At 68.0% G+C, this 17,378-nt stretch carries 15 protein-coding genes; 6 read left to right on the top strand and 9 right to left on the bottom strand.

What is annotated here, in order from left to right; all coding sequences use genetic code 11:
• Position 1 precedes the first annotated feature (1 nt).
• Positions 2-1,189, top strand: a complete 1,188-nt coding sequence (locus ABD05_RS02135) for a heme biosynthesis protein HemY (protein WP_047898746.1) — start codon at positions 2-4, stop codon at positions 1,187-1,189.
• 119 nt (positions 1,190-1,308) lie between these two features.
• Here ABD05_RS02135 and ABD05_RS02130 read toward each other — a convergent pair whose 3' ends face one another.
• The 4 genes from ABD05_RS02130 to ABD05_RS02115 all read right to left on the bottom strand — a co-directional run bounded on the left by ABD05_RS02130 (position 1,309) and on the right by ABD05_RS02115 (position 5,436).
• A complete protein-coding gene (locus tag ABD05_RS02130; protein ID WP_047901040.1) occupies positions 1,309-1,674 on the bottom strand; it encodes a DUF4180 domain-containing protein in 366 nt (121 codons plus the stop codon).
• A 40-nt stretch (positions 1,675-1,714) separates the two neighbouring features.
• Positions 1,715-3,019 (bottom strand): MFS transporter, encoded by a 1,305-nt coding sequence (locus ABD05_RS02125; protein WP_047898745.1) that lies wholly within the window; start codon positions 3,017-3,019, stop codon positions 1,715-1,717.
• A gap of 128 nt (positions 3,020-3,147) precedes the next feature.
• A complete protein-coding gene (locus ABD05_RS02120; RefSeq protein WP_047898744.1) occupies positions 3,148-3,906 on the bottom strand; it encodes an SDR family oxidoreductase in 759 nt (252 codons plus the stop codon).
• A gap of 90 nt (positions 3,907-3,996) precedes the next feature.
• Positions 3,997-5,436 carry an aldehyde dehydrogenase family protein gene (locus ABD05_RS02115; RefSeq protein ID WP_047898743.1) on the bottom strand — a complete coding sequence of 480 codons (1,440 nt, stop codon included), beginning with the start codon at positions 5,434-5,436 and terminating at the stop codon, positions 3,997-3,999.
• A gap of 172 nt (positions 5,437-5,608) precedes the next feature.
• Between ABD05_RS02115 and ppa the strand changes: the two genes are divergently transcribed.
• Positions 5,609-6,136, top strand: coding sequence for an inorganic diphosphatase (gene ppa / locus ABD05_RS02110; protein ID WP_034178734.1), 528 nt, complete (start codon positions 5,609-5,611; stop codon positions 6,134-6,136).
• 55 nt (positions 6,137-6,191) lie between these two features.
• Here the strand turns inward: ppa and ABD05_RS02105 are convergent, their stop codons facing one another.
• A complete protein-coding gene (locus ABD05_RS02105; protein WP_047898742.1) occupies positions 6,192-6,986 on the bottom strand; it encodes a GIY-YIG nuclease family protein in 795 nt (264 codons plus the stop codon).
• A gap of 49 nt (positions 6,987-7,035) precedes the next feature.
• Positions 7,036-8,070 (bottom strand): helix-turn-helix transcriptional regulator, encoded by a 1,035-nt coding sequence (locus ABD05_RS02100; RefSeq protein ID WP_047898741.1) that lies wholly within the window; start codon positions 8,068-8,070, stop codon positions 7,036-7,038.
• A 151-nt stretch (positions 8,071-8,221) separates the two neighbouring features.
• Between ABD05_RS02100 and ABD05_RS02095 the strand changes: the two genes are divergently transcribed.
• Positions 8,222-10,480 carry a glycoside hydrolase family 3 C-terminal domain-containing protein gene (locus ABD05_RS02095; protein WP_047898740.1) on the top strand — a complete coding sequence of 753 codons (2,259 nt, stop codon included), beginning with the start codon at positions 8,222-8,224 and terminating at the stop codon, positions 10,478-10,480.
• A 96-nt stretch (positions 10,481-10,576) separates the two neighbouring features.
• Here ABD05_RS02095 and ABD05_RS02090 read toward each other — a convergent pair whose 3' ends face one another.
• Entirely contained in the window at positions 10,577-11,755 is a 1,179-nt protein-coding gene (locus ABD05_RS02090; RefSeq protein ID WP_047898739.1) for a GNAT family N-acetyltransferase, read from the bottom strand.
• A gap of 108 nt (positions 11,756-11,863) precedes the next feature.
• On the opposite strand from ABD05_RS02090, the gene ABD05_RS02085 reads away from it, so the two are divergent.
• Positions 11,864-13,570: an NAD+ synthase gene (locus ABD05_RS02085; RefSeq protein WP_047901039.1), complete on the top strand. Its 1,707-nt coding sequence runs from the start codon at positions 11,864-11,866 to the stop codon at positions 13,568-13,570.
• A gap of 65 nt (positions 13,571-13,635) precedes the next feature.
• Positions 13,636-13,974, top strand: a complete 339-nt coding sequence (locus ABD05_RS02080) for a P-II family nitrogen regulator (RefSeq protein WP_006398637.1) — start codon at positions 13,636-13,638, stop codon at positions 13,972-13,974.
• A gap of 169 nt (positions 13,975-14,143) precedes the next feature.
• Here ABD05_RS02080 and ABD05_RS02075 read toward each other — a convergent pair whose 3' ends face one another.
• Together ABD05_RS02075 and ABD05_RS02070 are read right to left on the bottom strand one after the other, a co-directional pair.
• A complete protein-coding gene (locus tag ABD05_RS02075) occupies positions 14,144-15,229 on the bottom strand; it encodes a porin (RefSeq protein ID WP_047901038.1) in 1,086 nt (361 codons plus the stop codon).
• Between the two features lie 545 nt (positions 15,230-15,774).
• Positions 15,775-16,701, bottom strand: coding sequence for a LysR family transcriptional regulator (locus ABD05_RS02070; RefSeq protein ID WP_047901037.1), 927 nt, complete (start codon positions 16,699-16,701; stop codon positions 15,775-15,777).
• A gap of 133 nt (positions 16,702-16,834) precedes the next feature.
• Between ABD05_RS02070 and ABD05_RS02065 the strand changes: the two genes are divergently transcribed.
• Positions 16,835-17,332, top strand: a complete 498-nt coding sequence (locus ABD05_RS02065) for a GNAT family N-acetyltransferase (RefSeq protein ID WP_047898738.1) — start codon at positions 16,835-16,837, stop codon at positions 17,330-17,332.
• The last annotated feature ends 46 nt before the right edge of the window (positions 17,333-17,378 follow it).

Genomic DNA, 17,378 nt, shown 5'->3' with positions numbered 1-17,378 from the left:
GATGACGCTTCGAGGAATCGTCTGGCTCGCGGTCCTGTTCGCGATCGCTGCGGCGCTCGCCACCGTCGGCCGTTTCGACGCGGGGCAGGTGCTGCTCGTCTATCCGCCGTACCGGATCGACGTGTCGCTGAACCTGTTCGTGATCGCCATCGTCGTGCTGTTCATCGTCGTGTATGCGCTGCTGCGCATCGTGCGCAACATCTGGCGCATGCCGCAGCGGGTCGCCGCGTATCGTGCGCGTTCGCGTAACGAGAAGGCGCAGGCGTCGCTGCGCGATGCGATCTCGAACCTGTACGCGGGCCGCTTCTCGCGCGCGGAGAAGGCTGCGCGCGACGCGCTGTCGGTCGACGCGAACCTGGGCGCCGCGAGTCTCGTCGCGGCCACCGCCGCGCACCGGATGCACGAGTACACGCGCCGCGACGACTGGCTGTCGAAGGTCGACGCGCCCGAATGGCAGGACGCACGGCTGCTCGCCGCGGCCGACATGCGCGCGGACGCGCGCGATGCCGATGGCGCGCTCGCCGCGCTGGCCGACATGCAGGCGGGCGGCAAGCGTATCCATGCGCAGCAGGTTGCGCTGCGCGCGCAGCAGCAGTTGAAGAACTGGGCCGAGGTGCTGAAGCTCGCGAAGGCGCTCGAGAAGCGCGAGGCGCTGCATCCGGCCGCGGCCGTGCGGCTGCGCCAGCAGGCCGCGGAAAACCTGCTGCGCGAACGCCGGCACGATCCGGATGCATTGCTCGAGGTGTGGCAGTCGCTGTCGCCGGTCGAGCGCCAGTCGCCGCGTCTTGCCGATCTCGCGGCCGATCTGCTGGTGTCGCTCGAGCGTCGCAACGAAGCGCGCCGTATCGTCGAGGAAGCGCTCGCGCACAACTGGGACGCACGCCTGCTGCGCCGCTACCCGGACACGGCCGGCGCCGACGCGCTGCCGCTGATCCAGAAGGCGGAAGGGTGGAAGAAGGATCACCCGGAGGATGCCGACCTGCTGTTCGCGCTCGGCCGTCTCTGCCAGCAGCAGCAACTGTGGGGCAAGGCGCAATCGTTCCTCGAAGCGGCGCTGAAGCTGGCCGACAACGAAGCGCTGAAGGTGCGTACGCATCGCGCGCTTGCGCGGCTGTTCGAGCAGCTCGGCGAAACCGACAAGGCCGCGAAGCACTACCGCGAAAGCGCACTCGCGATCACCGTGGTCTGACGCAGGCTGCGGCCGCCTGCTGCGGGCGGCCCGCTACGCTGCGCAACATGCCCCGAACGCCGGATGGCCTTCGGGGCATTTTCTTGTCCGCTGCGAGCCGGCGCCGGACGCGCTGCGCACTACGCGCCGAGCCTGCGTAGCAGGTCGTCCTCGTTCGCGACAAACCACACCGATTTCCCGCGATTGGATTCGCGAACGAGCGCGCGAAGCGCTTCGCTGCGCGCGAGCCAGCGGTCGATGTCGCCGACCACGCCGAGCCGGACGCCGTAGTTGACGAGCTTCTGCAGCACCGCGCCGGCCAGTCCGCTGTCGAGCCGGTAGAAATCGTCGTGCAGCGCCTCGGCGGGGATTGCGACCCAGTCGGCCTCATGCTCGTGCGCGAGCGCGACGAGGTCGAGCGCATCGCTTTCCCGCTGCACGAGGCCGGCGGAAGGATCGCGGACCAGCACGCGGCTGCCGGCTGCCTGAACGATTCGGTGGGGCATGCGGGTTGGTTCCGTCGTCATGATCGTCATGCGCCGCGCATCACTTGTCGACGAGCCGCTTCGGCACCGACAGCGCGAGCAGCCCGCCGAGCACGAGGAACCCCGCGAGCATGTACATGCCCGCGTCGTTGACCCCCGTCGCCTGCTTGAGCCAGCCCATCAGGTAGGGGCTCAGGAAGCCCGCGAGGTTGCCGATCGAGTTGATCATCGCGATGCCGGCCGCGGCGGCAGCACCGCCGAGGAACGCGGTCGGCAGGCTCCAGAACAGCGGCAGCGTCGTCAGGATGCCGATCGTCGCGAGCGTGAGGCCGAGCATCGCGAGCGCGGTCTGGTGCGCCCAGATCACCGACAGCACGAGCCCCAGCGCGCCGATTGCGGCCGGAATCGCGAGGTGCCAGCGGCGCTCGCGGCGCTTGTCCGCGCTGCGCGCGATCAGGATCATCGCGACCACCGCAGCCGCATACGGAATCGCCGACAGCAGGCCGATCGCGAACGTGTCGGTGACGCCCGTCGCCTTGATGATCGTCGGCAGCCAGAAGCCGACGCCGTAAAGCCCCATCACGAACGAGAAGTAGATCAGCGCCATCAGCCACACGCGCGGGCTCGACATCACGGCACCGAGCGGCAGGTCCTCCTTGGTCGCTTCCTCCGCGTCGACGTTGCGTGCGAGCAGCGCCTTTTCTTCGTCGGTCAGCCAGTTCGCCTTCGCGATCCGGTCGTCGAGCTTGAAGAACACGAGCACGCCGACCAGCACCGACGGGATGCCTTCCAGCAGGAACAGCCATTGCCAGCCGTGCCACCCGCTCACGCCGTTGAACGCCTTCAGGATGAAGCCCGACAGCGGCCCGCCGATCACGCCGGACAAGGCGACTGCCGTCATGAAGAAGGTCGTCATCCGGCCGCGCCGGTGCGCGGGATACCAGTAGGTGAGGTACAGGATCACGCCGGGGAAGAAGCCGGCTTCGGCGAGCCCGAGCAGGAAGCGCATCACGTAGAACATCGTGGGCGTCGTGACGAACATCGTCAGGATCGAGATCACGCCCCACGTCGCCATGATGCGTGCGATCCATACGCGCGCGCCGACCTTGTGCAGGATGATGTTGCTCGGCACTTCGAAGAGGAAATAGCCGAAGAAGAAGATCCCGGCGCCGAGCCCGTAGACGGTGTCGCTCAGGTTCAGGTCGCTCGCCATCTGCAGCTTCGCGAACCCGACGTTCACGCGGTCGAGATACGCGACCACGTAGCACAGCAGCAGGAGCGGCGTGAGCCGCCACGACACCTTGCGGTAGGTTGCTTCCTCGAATGCGCCGGACGAGCCCGGCAGCGATTGCGTCGATGTTGCCATGTTGTCTCCTGTCCTTATTGTTGGCCCGAACCGGCGCATCGGCGCCCGACCCGGTGTCGTGCGAAGCACTACGTGAATGCCGTGCCGGCCGGTGAATCCCGACGCGGCATGCGAACAGCCAGATGCGGCTAGATGCAGCGCCCGCCGTCGACTTCGAGGCAGACGCCCGTGATGAATTCTGCTTCGTCGGACGCGAGGTAAAGCGCCGCGTTCGCGATGTCCTGCGGTGTCGAGAAGCGGCCGAGCGGGATCGTCGCGAGGAAGCGGCGGCGGTTCTCGGGCGTGTCCTCGCAGCCCATGAACTCGGTCATCAGGCCCGTCTCGCCAAGCACGGGATTGATGCAGTTCACGCGGATGCGATCGGCGCCGAGTTCGGCCGCGAGCGACTTGCTCGCGGTGATCATCGCGCCTTTCGTGCTGTTGTACCAGACGAGGCCCGGGCGCGGCCGCACGCCGGCCGTCGACGCGACATTCACGAACACGCCGCCACCCTGTTCGCGGAAGTACGGAACGAAGGTCTGCACGCACCAGAACAGGCTCTTCATGTTGACCGCGTACACGCGGTCGAACTCGGCTTCCGACACGTCGAGCACCGGCTTGTTGCGGTGCGTGGTGCCCGCGTTGTTCACGACGATCTGCACCGAATGGAAATCGTCGAGCGCGGCCTGTTGCAGCGCGCGCCAGTCATCCTGCTTCGACACGTCGCCCGCCACCGCGATCGCCTTGCCGCCCGCGAGCGCGATCTCGCTCGCGACGCGCTCGGCCGCTGCCCCGTTCAGGTCGTTGACGACGACGTTCGCGCCTTCGCGCGCATACGTCTTCGCGATGCCTTCGCCGAAACCCGAGCCGCCGCCCGTGACGATGGCCGTCTTGCCGCTCAACCGCATGGTGTGTCTCCTGTGCTGGTTATGAGAGTCGTCGTGTTTCGTTGCGCGATGCGGCCGGCCGCTGCCGGCTGCGCTTCGCGCGCCGCGCGTTCAGCCGTGCCGGATCGCGATCGTCTTCAGCGCGGTAAAGCCGTACAGCGCCTCGAAGCCTTTTTCGCGGCCATGGCCCGAGTGACCGACGCCGCCGAACGGCAGTTCGACGCCGCCGCCCGCGCCATAGTTGTTGATGAATACCTGGCCCGCGCGCAGGCGCCGCGCGAGACGCATCTGGCGCGCGCCGTCGCGCGTCCAGATACCCGCGACGAGGCCGTACGGCGTGCCGTTCGCAAGCGCGACGGCTTCGTCTTCATCGACGAAGCGCATCGCGGCGAGCACGGGGCCGAACACTTCCTCCTGCGCGAGCCGGTGCGACGGCGGCACGTCGCGCAACAACGCGGGCGCCTGGTAGAAGCCGCTTTCGGGCGCGTCGGCGACGACCTGCCCGTGCGCGGCCATCGGAATGCCGTCGTGCTGCGCGTCGGACAGGAAATCCCACACGCGCTGCTGCTGCTTCGCGTTGATCAGCGGGCCGCAGTCGAGGTCGGCGCGGCTCGGGCCGACGCGCAGCCCGTTGAACGCGGTGGCGAGGCGCTCGACGAGCGCCTCGTAGACCGTGCGCTCGATCAGCACGCGACTGCCGGCCGAGCAGGTCTGCCCGCCGTTCTGCACGATCGCCGACACGAGCACGGGCAGCGCGGCTTCGAGATCGGCATCGGCGAACACGATCTGCGGCGACTTGCCGCCGAGTTCGAGCGTGACGGGCACGTGGTTCTCGGCGGCCATCTGCGTGACCAGCTTGCCGGTGGCCGGCGAACCCGTAAACGAGATGTGGTCGATGCCCGGATGGCGCGCGAGCGCGGCGCCGGCTTCATGGCCGTAGCCGGTGACGATGTTGAGCGCGCCGGCCGGCAGCCCGGCTTCGGCGGCCAGCTCGGCGACGCGCAGCACGGACAGGCACGCGTCCTCGGCCGGCTTGACGACGCACGCGTTGCCGGCCGCGAGCGCCGCTCCGACGCTGCGCCCGAAGATCTGCATCGGGTAGTTCCACGGCACGATGTGGCCCGTGACGCCGTGCGGCTCGCGCACCGTCAGCACCGTATAGCCGGCCTGATAGGGGAGGGTTTCGCCGTGCAGCTTGTCGGCGGCGCCCGCGTAGAACTCGAAGTAGCGCGCGAGCGCGGCGGCGTCGGCGCGTGCCTGCTTCAGCGGCTTGCCGGTGTCGCGCGCCTCGATCGCCGCGAGTTCCTCGATGGAATCGGCCACGCGTGCCGACAGCCGCATCAGCACGCGGCCGCGCTCGGCGGCGCTCGCGGCGCCCCATGCACCCGCGAATGCGTCGCGGGCCGCGGCGACCGCGCGCTCGATGTCGGGCGCGGTGCCGCGCGCGATCGTCGCGAACGGCTGGCCGTCGGACGGATCGACGACCGCGATCGTTTCCAGTTGCGCGGGCAACGTCCATTCGCCCGCGATGAAATGCTTCGCCTCTTCCATGCCTGCTCCTGTCGTTCGACGGCCGGACATCCGGAACGATTATCGCGCCGATCGTCATCCGGACGCCACCGGTCGATTGGCTATAATGGCGCATTCCGTTGAGGGACGCCTGCGGCGGTGCATCGGCCGCGGCGCCCTGTCCCGAATTCCCATCGACCTACAGAGAACGCTCATGAGCTTCAATCATGTTCCGGCCGGCAAGGACCTGCCGCAAGATTTCAACGTGATCATCGAGATTCCCGCGCAAAGCGATCCGGTGAAGTACGAGGCGGACAAGGAGCTGGGCCTCCTCGTCGTCGACCGCTTCATCGGCACGGGCATGCGCTATCCGGTGAACTACGGCTACATCCCGCAGACGCTGTCGGGCGACGGCGATCCGGTCGACGTGCTGGTGATCACGCCGTTCCCGCTGCTGGCCGGCTCGATCGTGCGTTCGCGCGTGCTCGGCATGCTGCAGATGACCGACGAGTCGGGCGTCGACGCGAAGCTGGTCGCGGTGCCGCACGACAAGATCTGCCCGATGACGGCGAACCTGAAGTCGATCGACGACGTGCCCGAGTACCTGAAGGATCAGATCAAGCACTTCTTCGAGCAATACAAGGCGCTCGAGAAGGGCAAGTGGGTGAAGGTCGAAGGCTGGGCCGGCATCGAAGCCGCGCACAAGGAAATCACCGACGGCGCCGCGAACTACAAGAAGTAAGCGGCGCGCCGGCCCGACGGCCGGTTCGTGTGAAACGCAAACCGCGCGTGTCTCCTCAGGAGGCCGCGCGGTTTTGTTTTGCGCGCGCGGTTTTCTTGCTTGCGGAAGGGGATGCGGGCGCGGGCGGCGTAGTGGTGGTCGGTGTGTCCTTCGCGCGTTTGGCGCGGCGTGGGACGACGGAGATTTCGGTGGCTTCGGTGGCCTCAGTGGCCTCGGTGGATTTCGCGGCCGACGGACGGCGGCGAGCCGGTGCGGGTGCGAGGGCGTCGCGTCCGTTCGTGACCGGCTTGCTGCTGGCCGCCAACGCTTTTCTTTTCGACGACGGGGGCGCGGCCTGTTGGTCTTTTTTTGGCGGCGTGCCGCGCGACGAGGTCTTTTTTACGACCGCATTGCCGCCGGTCTTCGCGCGCTTCGCGACCGGCTCGGCTTTCTCGGCTTTCTCGGTCTTCGCAGCAGGCTGCTCCATTTCAGCCATCTTCGTCGCGCTATCGACGTTCTCCGCCTTTGCCTTCACCTTCTTCCGCCCGCGCGCACCCGCCTTCAACCCGGCAACCTCGCCGCTCCCGTCGACCGTCACCCCCGCCGGCAGCACCGATTCCAGCGTCAGCAACCCTGCCGCCAGCTCACGCTTCTGCGCGGGCGTGAGCCGCTTCACCCAGTATTCGGCGCGCGACGCGCTCGACCGGTCGGGCAGCGGAAACGACGCGAGCACCGCGCGCGGCTTGCGCGAGCGCGTGTAGCGCGCGCCCTTGCCGGCCGCGTGTTCGTCGAAGCGCGCGGCAACGTCGGTGGTGATGCCCGTGTAGACGCTGTCGTCGGCGCATTCGATCAGATACAGAAACCAGGACATGGCAGGGCGGCGGGATGCGAAGCCGCCAGTGTCTCAGAAAAGCCGGGCGTCATCGCAGTCCATCACCGTGCCCGTCGCGAAAGCGGCTCGGCGCCGCGCCGAGTTCGCGCGTGAAGAAGCGCGTGAACGCGCTCGTCGAACGGAAGCCGACCCGCACGCCGATCTCGCCGATCGGCAACTGCGTATTCAGCAGCAGGTCGCGCGCCTCGCCGAGCCGCGCCTGCGCGACGAGCGCGTGAAAGCCGACCGCTTCGCGATGCAGCCGCCGGCGCAGCGTCCAGCGCGACATCGCGAAGCGTGTGCACACGTACTGCATCAGCGTGTCGGTCGGCACGTCGGCATCGTCGGAGGTACGCAGCCAGTCGCGCACGCATTGCTCGACGGACGAGCCGAATGTCGAGCGCACGCGAACCCGGTCGCGCGCGGCGTCGGCCGCGTGGCGCTGGATGCCGGCGAGCGGCGCGTTGTAGCGCTCGAACGGCGTGTCGAAGTGCGCGGAGCGCAGCACGATGCGGTTGTGCGCGGCATCGAACGACACCGGCGCGCCGAGCATGTCGCGCAGCGCGGCCGCGGGCGCGAACGCACGGCCGGCAAATTCGGCGTCGTCGACGCGCACGTGCGGATCGTACAGGCGAGCGAGCGCCGCGAGGATCGCGAGGTTCGCGAGCGCGCTGCCCGCGTGCAGGCCGTCTCCTTCGTTCACGTATTCGAGCGCGATCGCATCGCCGTTCTCGTGCGCGAAGACCCAGTCGACGTTGCCGATCAGCTCGCGATAGTGCAGGTAAGCGTGCAGCGCGTCGCGCAGCGTCGGCGCGTTGCACGTGACGCCCGCGAGCTCGGGGAACGGCACCAGCCACGGCACGGCCTGCGGCGGCGAGCGGTGCCAGGACAGTGGCCACGCGCTCGTCAGCCGCATCGCGGCGACGTGCTGGTCGCCCGCGATGCGGCGCGTGTCGTCGGCGAGCTCGGCCGGCCCGATGCCGAGCGTCTCGTAGAGCGGCGCGATGTCGATGCCGTTCGCGCGCGCGTCTTCGCACAGCCAGCGGTAGATCCGGACGGATACCGATTTCTGTCGCAACTCCATGTCTGTCTCCCTGTCGTCATGTCGTTCGGGTTTGTCCCCGCTGCGAGAGGTCAACGCATGCTCCTGCCGGTCAAGCGTGGTGACCGGTCGATTTTTAGACTCGGACGCTGGAGTGTGGCGACCAGTACAACAGATCGATTCAGGAGGATCAATGAAAACTTCGCTGTTCCGGTGTTCGACAATTGCGTCCGCGTGCGCGCTCACGGTGCTGCTCGCGTCGTGCGGCGGCGACGACATTCACGCGGGCCCGGTCGCGCCGGCCGACCCCGATGCCGCAGCCGACCAGCGCGCGGCCACGCTCGTCGCGCAACTGACGACCGACGAAAAGCTGCAGCTCGTGCACGGTACGGGCATGCCCGCGCTCGACCTGGGCGGCCCGTTTCCGGCCGACGCGCTGAACGGCGCGAGCTACATCCCGGGCGTGCCGCGGCTCGGCATTCCGGGCGTCAGCAGCGCGGATTCGGCGGGCGGCGTGAACGTCAAGAACGCGCGCGTGACCGCGCTGCCCGCACCGGTCGCACTCGCGGCAACGTGGGACCCGGCGCTCGCGGGCACCTACGGCACGCGCATCGCGCTCGAATTGCGCGCGCTCGGTTTCGCGGAAGGGCTCGGCGGCGGCGTGAACCTCGCGCGCGAACCGCGCAACGGCCGCACGTTCGAGTACATGGGCGAGGATCCGGTGCTCGCGGGCACGCTGAGCGCCGCGCGCACGAACGCGACGCAGGCGCAGAAGGTGATCGCGACGATCAAGCATTTCGCGTTCAACGACCAGGAAACCAACCGGATGACGATCGATTCGGTCGTCGACGAACGGACCATGCGCGAGGCCGAACTGCTCGCGTTCGAGATCGGCGTGAAGGGCGGCCAGCCGGGCAACGTGATGTGCTCGTACAACAAGCTGAACGGCGTGTATGCGTGCGAGAACCCGTATCTGCTGACGACGGTGCTAAAGAACGAGTGGGGCTTCAAGGGCGTCGTGCAGTCGGACTGGGGCGCGACGCATTCGACGGTCGCGGCCATGCAGGCGGGGCTCGACGAGGAACAGCCGGGCGCGGCCGACGACGGCAACGCGCCGCTCGGTTCCTACTTCAATACGAAGCTGCGTGCGGCGCTGCAGGCCGGCAGCGTGTCGGTCGCGCGGCTGAACGACATGGTGCAGCGCAAGCTGCGCACGCTGATCCGCATCGGCGTGATGGACGCGCCGCCGAAGGCGGGCGGTGCGATCGACGAAGCTGCCGGCAACGCCGATGCGCTCGCGATCGCACGGCAATCTGCGGTGCTGCTGAAGAACGCGGCCGCGCCCGGCGATGCGCAGCCCGTGCTGCCGCTGGCGGCCGGTGCGCTCAAATCGGTCGTCGTGATCGGTGGGCATGCGGATGCGGGCGTGCTGTCGGGCGGCGGCTCGGGCGCGGTGCCGGCGATCGACGGCAATGCAGTGACGACCTGCCAGCAGCCGGCCGACACGCTGTTCGGCGGCTGCGCGACCTGGTACAAGTCCGCGCCGCTCGCGGCGATTCGCGCGAAGGCGCCGAACGCATCGGTCAGCTATCTCGACGGGACCGACGCGAACGCCGCCGCGACCGTGGCCGCGCAGGCCGATGTCGCGATCGTGTTCGCGACGCAGTGGCAGACGGAAGGGCTCGACCTGGCGAGCCTGTCGCTGCCCGATGCGAAGGCCGATCCGTACAACCAGCAGTACGACCAGAACGCGCTGATCGCCGCGGTCGCGGCGAAGGCGAAGCGCACGATCGTCGTGCTCGAGAACGGCAGCCCCGTGCTGATGCCGTGGCTCGCGAACGTGCACGGCGTGCTCGACGCGTGGTATCCGGGCGTGCAGGGCGGCCAGGCGATCGCGGACCTGCTGTTCGGCGACGCGAACCCGTCGGGCCGGCTGCCGCTGACGTTCCCGAAGCAGGAGGCCGACCTGCCGCAACAGGCGATCGACCCGGCGAGCCAGCAATCGGTCTATGCGGAAGGGCTCGCGTACGGCTACCGCTGGTTCGACGCGAAGGCGATCGAGCCGCTGTTCCCGTTCGGCTATGGGTTGTCGTACACGACATATGCGCTTTCCGGGATGGCCGCGCGGGCCGACGGATCGGGCAACGTGACGGTTGGCGTGACGGTGGCGAACACGGGCGCGCGGGCCGGCGTGCACACGGTGCAGATCTACGCGGCGCTGCCCGCATCGCTCGGCGAACCGCCGAAGCGGCTCGTCGGCTGGGCGAAGGTCGCGCTGCAGCCGGGCGAGTCGCGCGCAGTCAGCATTGCGATTCCGTCGCAGCGTTTCGCGACCTGGGATGTGAACACGCATGCATGGCGGGTGAGTGCGGGCAGCTATACGCTCACGGCTGCCGCGTCGTCGCGCGATCCGCAGGCGCTGTCGCAGGCGGTGTCGCTCGCGGCGCGCTGACCGGCCGCGTCATGCGCCGGGCAGGCCCGGGGCGGCGCCCCGGCCGGCCCGGCGCCGAATTCGCCCGATGCGGGCCGGCGCACGTGCCGTCTCGCGCTACTCGGTGCCGCGCCGGAACGGATCGTGTTCGCGCAGTTCGTCGACGTACGCGTGGATATGCTCGGTCTCGCGTTCGAGAAAGCGCGCGACCGCATCCGAGAACGCCGGGTGCGCGAGCCAGTGCGCGGAGTGCGTGACGGTCGGCAGGAAGCCGCGCGCGAGCTTGTGCTCGCCTTGCGCGCCGCCTTCGAACGTGTCGAGCCCGGCCTCGATGCAGAATTCGAGCAACTGGTAGTAGGCCGTTTCGAAATGCAGGCAGGGCACGTGCTCGAGCGCGCCCCAGTAGCGGCCGTACAGCGTGCCGCCGCCGTGCTCGCCGCGCCGGTAGACGGCGAGCGCACTCGCGATCGGTTTGCCGTCGGCTTCCGCGATCACGAGCAGCAGGTTCTCGGGCATCGTCGCGCCGATCGTGCGGAAGAACTCGAGGTTCAGGTACGGGCTCGAAAAGTGTTCGCGGTAGGTCTGCCGATAGCAGCGCGAGAAGAAGCGCCAGTCGGCGTCGGTGATCTGGTCACCGGTGAGCCGCCTGAACGTCACGCCCGCATCGTGCACCTTGCGCCGCTCCGCGCGGATGTTCTTGCGCTTCTTCTGCTCGAGCGTGGCGAGGAAATCGTCGAAGTGGCGGTAGCCGTCGTTGAGCCAGTGAAACTGCACGCCTTCGCGCAGCATCATCCCCATCGATTCGAGCAGCCGCGCTTCGTCGCCGGTCGGAAACAGCACGTGCAGCGACGACACGTCGCTCTGCTCGGCGAATGCGAGCAGCGTGGCCGCGAGCCGGCGGCGCGCGTCGTCGTCGGCCGCGAGCAGGCGCGTGCCCTGCACCGGCGTGAACGGCACCGCGCACAGCAGCTTCGGGTAGTAGGGCAGGTCGTTGCGCTGGTACGCGTCGGCCCATGCCCAGTCGAACACGTATTCGCCGTACGAATGCTGCTTCGCGTAGACGGGCGCGGCGGCAACGAGGCGGCCGGTGCCCGCATCGGTCAGCGTGACGAAGTGCGGCGACCAGCCGGTATCGTCGACCGCGCAGCGCGCGACATGCAGCGCGTCGAGGAATTCGTGGCGCAGGAACGGCGTCGGCTGCGCGTCGCGCGCGAGCAGCGCGTTCCATTCGTCGGCCGGCACCTCCGCGGGGGACGACAGGATGCCCGTGCGATAATCGATGCGTTCGTGTTTCAAGCGTGAATCCGTACCGTTGGATGTTGCCGGATGCGTGCCGCCGTGGCCCGCACCGGGACGATTTCGTCAGCCGTTCAGGGCGCGCCGCCGGGCTGCGCCGACCCCGTCATGAAGACCCGACTCGCTCTCGCCCAGATCAACGTCACCGTCGGCGATTTCGCCGGCAACGTCGCGCGGATCGTCGCGGCCGCGCGCGCCGCGCACAACGATGGTGCGCAACTGATGGTCGCGCCCGAACTCGCGCTGTCCGGCTATCCGCCGGAAGACCTGCTGCTGCGGCCTGCGTTCTACGCGGCGGCGGCGGCCGCGCTCGACGCGCTCGCCGACGCGCTGAAGGCGTTCGACGGGCTCGCGGTGCTGGTCGGCCATCCGTTGCGCGACGTGGGCGGCGCTCCGCTCGCGCCAGCCGTCGATGGTAATGCAAACCGCCCGATCGAGCGCGGCGTGCCGCCCACCGACACCTTCAACGCGGTGTCGCTGATCGTCGGCGGCGAGATCGCCGGCACCTACCGCAAGCAGGATCTGCCCAATGCCGAGGTGTTCGACGAGAAGCGCTATTTCGCGACGGACGCCGAGCCGCTCGTGTTCGAGCTCAACGGCGTGAAATACGGTGTGATCATCTGCGAGGACGCGTGGCATGCATCGGCCGCGCAGATCGCGAAGGCGGCCGGCGCGCAGGTGCTGCTGATCCCGAACGGCTCGCCGTACCACATGAACAAGGAAGCGGTGCGCATCGACATCCTGCGCGCGCGGATCCGCGAGACCGGGCTGCCGATGGTGTACGTGAACCTCGTCGGCGGCCAGGACGAACTCGTGTTCGACGGCGGCTCGTTCGTGCTCGACGCGCAGGGCGCGCTCGTCGCGAAGATGCCGCAGTTCGACGAAGGGCACGCGATCGTCGAATTCGACGGTGCGCGGCCGCTGCCGGGCGCGATCGCGCCGGAGCTGTCGACTCATGCGCAGGTGTACCGCGCGCTCGTGACCGGTGTGCGCGACTACATCGGCAAGAACGGGTTTCCCGGCGTGCTGATCGGGCTGTCGGGCGGCGTCGATTCGGCGCTGGTGCTGGCCGTCGCGTGCGATGCGCTCGGGCCCGAACGCGTGCGCGCGGTGATGATGCCGTCGCGCTTCACGGCCGACATCTCGACCACCGATGCAGCGGAGATGGCGCGGCGCGTCGGCGTGCGCTACGACGAGATCGCGATCGCACCGATGTTCGACGCGTTCCGCGCGGCGCTCGCGGGCGAGTTCGCGGGCCGCGCGGAAGACGCGACGGAGGAGAACATCCAGGCGCGCATCCGCGGCACGCTGCTGATGGCGCTGTCGAACAAGTTCGGCTCGATCGTGCTGACGACCGGCAACAAGAGCGAGATGGCGGTCGGCTACTGCACGCTGTACGGCGACATGGCCGGCGGCTTCGCGGTGATCAAGGACATCGCGAAGACGCTCGTGTACCGGCTCTGCCGCTATCGCAACGAGACGGCCGACTACGCGCTGCGCGACGTGATTCCCGAGCGGATCCTGACGCGCGCGCCGTCGGCCGAGCTGCGCGAGAACCAGACCGACCAGGACAGCCTGCCGCCGTACGACGTGCTCGACGCGATCATGCGGATGTACATGGAAGAAGACCGGCCGCTCGCCGAGATCGTCGCGGCCGGCTATGCGCAGGCCGACGTCGAACGCGTGACGCGGCTCATCAAGATCAACGAATACAAGCGCCGCCAGGCGCCGATCGGCATCCGCGTCACGCACCGCGCATTCGGGCGCGACTGGCGCTATCCGATCACGTCGCGCTTTACCGAGCGTCTCGACTGACCCGCGCACGGCTTACAATCGGGATCGCGATTTTTCATCCAAACGAGCATCGAGGGACAACCATCATGAAACGCATCACAGCCATCATCAAGCCGTTCAAGCTGGACGAAGTCCGCGAAGCGCTCGCCGAGGTGGGTCTCACGGGCCTGACCGTGACGGAAGTGAAGGGCTTCGGCCGCCAGAAGGGGCATACCGAGCTGTATCGCGGCGCCGAATACGTGGTCGACTTCCTGCCGAAGATGAAGATCGAGGTGGTCGTCGCGGAAGCGCAGGTTGACCAGGTGATCGATGCGGTGATCGGCGCGGCGCGCACCGGCAAGATCGGCGACGGCAAGATCTTCGTGTCGGACGTCGAACGCGTGATCCGCATCCGCACCGGCGAAGAGAACGAAGCGGCCGTCTGAGCGCCGTATGCATCGGTGGGCCGCGTCAGGGCCCGTCATTGGCGTGAACAGGCCCCAAGCCGGCCCGCCAATAAAAAACGGTGCGATACCCGGTAGGGTACCGCACCGATACGCGCCTCTCGCAGCAGCGTGGAAAGTGTTGCCGAATCGTTCTTTGGACGGCGCCTGATCAGAACAGGTGCTGGATGCCGGCGTAGACGCCGGTCTGGCTGCCGCCCGGATGCGGGTTGCCCGTCGACACGGCCGTGCCGGCGCCGTTCGCGTTCAGGCTGAAGTTGGCCGTCGAGCTGTTGCGCACCGTCGCGACCTGCACGTCGAACAGCGTGCGCTTCGAGATGTTGTACGAACCGCCGACCGTGTAGATGTTCGCGTTGCCGCCGCCGTGGTTCGCGTTCACGTGATACACGGCCGCGATCAGCGCTGCCGCCGGCGTCGCTTGCCACGTCACGCCGCCCCAGACCTGCTGGGTGCCGGTGATGCCGTTGTTGACGGCCGGGCCGCCGCTGCCGTCCGCGTGCGACGACTGGTAGGCAGCCTGCAGCTTGAACTGGCCGAGGAACACGTTCGCGCCCGCGAAGTATTCACGCGAGTAGTTGAACACGTCCGAGAAGCGGCCGTTGCTGTCGCGCGTTTCGTCGTAGATGCCGCGCAACTGGAACAGCGAGTTCGTGTAGGTGATCTGCGCGCCGGCTGCACGGCCCGGCTGGCCGGACGTCGTGTTGCCGTTGAAGCTGGTGGAGTTCGAGAACGCGAACTGGCCGTAGAAGTCGAGGCCGTAGAACTGCGGCGACTGGTACGACACGTTGTTGCTGGTCTTGTTCCAGTTGCGGCCGCGCACGAGCGATGCCGACGACCAGCTCGACTGACCCAGCGGGTCGAAGTCCCACACGCCGTTCGCGATCGCGAGTTCGCGACCGAACAGCAGCGTACCGTAGCGGTCGTTCGAGATGCCGACCGTCGCGAAACGATCCCAGATCGAGCCGGACGTGCCGAGACCGCCGGTCATCGTGTTGAACGCGCCTTCGAGGTGGAACACGACCTTGTTGCCGCCGCCGATGTCTTCGCTACCCTTCAAGCCCCACAGGCTGGTGCCCCAGTCGCCGCTTTCCGCGCGCACTCGGTGGCCGTCTTGCAGGCCGTTCATGTACTCGATGCCTGCATCCAGGCGGCCATACAGCGTGACGCTGCTCTGCGCGTGCGCCGTTACCACCCCAGCAGCCATCAGCGCGGCCGCGACCAAAGCTTTCTTCATCATCTCCTCCATACCCTGTCAAAAAGTCAACCCAGACTGCACGAGATGCCCGGAGCGCGAGCGCCGGGCAAAAGCGGGATAACCAGGGAGACCTCGTGCAGGGCCGGTAAGCGCAGCACGCGGGCAAGCGGACGGAAAACCGTTGAGCGGTCCCGCGCAGCCGGGTCGGCCTGCGGGGTCTCCTTGTAGTGTCGTGAAGCTAAACTACATTTCACGAACTTCGTTTTGCTACTTTGGTTACTAATTTAGCAAAAATACAATTTTGTGGCGATGGAAATCGTTGTTTGACTAACAGCTGTCGCCAAATTGCCATGCAACAGGTGCCATAAGGGTTCGCAATTACCGGAAAACCCTTGTCCCGCAAGGGAGACACGAATTCCGCGAAGATGGGTCAAGGATTGCCACTATTGACGTTGTCGGGGCGCAGGCGTAAGCGCGAAAGAGGCGAAATTGGTAAGTATTTCGTAATGGATTGGCGGCCGTCGGATGTCGCTGCCCAGTGCCTGCAACGCCCGTCGCGCAAGGCGCGGGGCCGCTGCGCGTGGCATTCAGCCGGGGCCCGGCCGTGCATCGAGCAGTTGCGCGCGAATCCAGCGGTGCGCATCGGTGCGCGCATGCTTCGCGTGCGAGTAGACCTTCACCGTGTAGCGCGGGATCTCGAACGGCGCCGGGAAGATGCGGATCGGCGCCGCGTGCCGTAGCGCTTGCGCGGCGCGGTTCGGCACGGTCATCAGGAGTGCGGATTCCGCGATCACGAACGGCGCGGCGAGCACGGTCGGCAACTGCACGGCCACTTGCCGCGCGAGGCCGAGCCGGTCGAGCACGTAGTCGACGACGCCGCGCGATTCGTTCCACGGCGTGACGACCACGTGGCGTGCCGCCAGGTAATGGTCGAGCGTCAGCCGCCGGCGGATGTCCGGATGCGCGGCACTCGCGATCACGACGTAGTCGTCAGAGAACCAGTCGAAATCCTCGATGCCCGGCGTGTCGGCGGCCGATTCCTCGTGATAGCCGAGCGCGAAATCGATGCGGCCGGCCGCCAGCTCGTCGACGGAAATCTTCCGGTCGGAATGCACGACGCGGATCCGCAACCGCGGTGCGACGTGCTGGATGCGCGCGAGGAACGCCGGCAGCACCGCGAACGCCGTGTAGTCGGTCGCGGCGAACACGAACGTGCGGTCGCTTTGTGCGGGATCGAAGCGGCGCGCGCGGGCGAGCCCCTTCGACATCGTGTCGAGCGCGTCGCCGGCCCACGTGGCGATGTCGTCGGCGCGCACGGTCGGCTGCATCTCGTTGCCGAGGCGCACGAACAGCGCGTCGCCTATCGCGTCGCGCAGCCGCGCGAGCGCGTGGCTCAGCGCGGACGGGCTCATCGCAAGCTCGTGCGCGGCCGCGGCGACCGACCGGTGGCGGTACAGCGCGTCGAACGCGAGCAGCAGGTTCAGGTCGAGACGGCGCAGGTCGGGATGCATCATGTTCAGGTCGAGATGAAGAAACTGCACTTCCTGCAGGCACGGCGTGAACGTAGCATGACGGTCTGATCGGCGCCAGCGCTGTTGTGCGGCGCCGCTTTCCGTTTCAAGTCCGGGCCGGAGGAGGGCTCAACCCGTGCAAATCGACATCCGTACCGCCACCGTCGCCGACGTGCCGCTGATCCTGCGTTTCATTACCGAGCTGGCCGTCTACGAGAAGGCGGAGCACGAAGTGATCGCGACGCCCGCGTCGCTCGAGCGCAGCCTGTTCGGCGAAGGGTCGCCGGCGCGTGCGCTGGTGTGCGAGGTCGACGGCGAGCCGGCCGGCTTCGCCGTGTATTTCTTCTCGTATTCGACGTGGCTTGCCCGGCAGGGGCTCTATCTCGAGGATCTGTACGTGTCGCCGCGCTTTCGCGGCGCGGGCGCCGGGCTGCGGCTGCTGAAGGCGCTCGCGCGGATCGCGGTCGAATCGGGCTGCGGGCGATTCGAATGGAGCGTGCTCGACTGGAACGAGCCGGCGATCCGCTTCTACGAGAGCGTCGGCGCCGCACCGCAGAGCGAGTGGGTGCGTTACCGGCTCGCGGGCGACGAATTGCGCGCGTTTGCCGACAGCGCGCCGGTGAGCGCCGCGTAAACGAAATACGGGCGCCGCGGGGCGCCCGTTCGCACGTCGCGCACGT

The organism is Burkholderia pyrrocinia (assembly GCF_001028665.1).
Classification (GTDB): Bacteria; Pseudomonadota; Gammaproteobacteria; order Burkholderiales; family Burkholderiaceae; genus Burkholderia; species Burkholderia pyrrocinia.
This window is presented reverse-complemented; position numbering and strand designations above follow the sequence as displayed.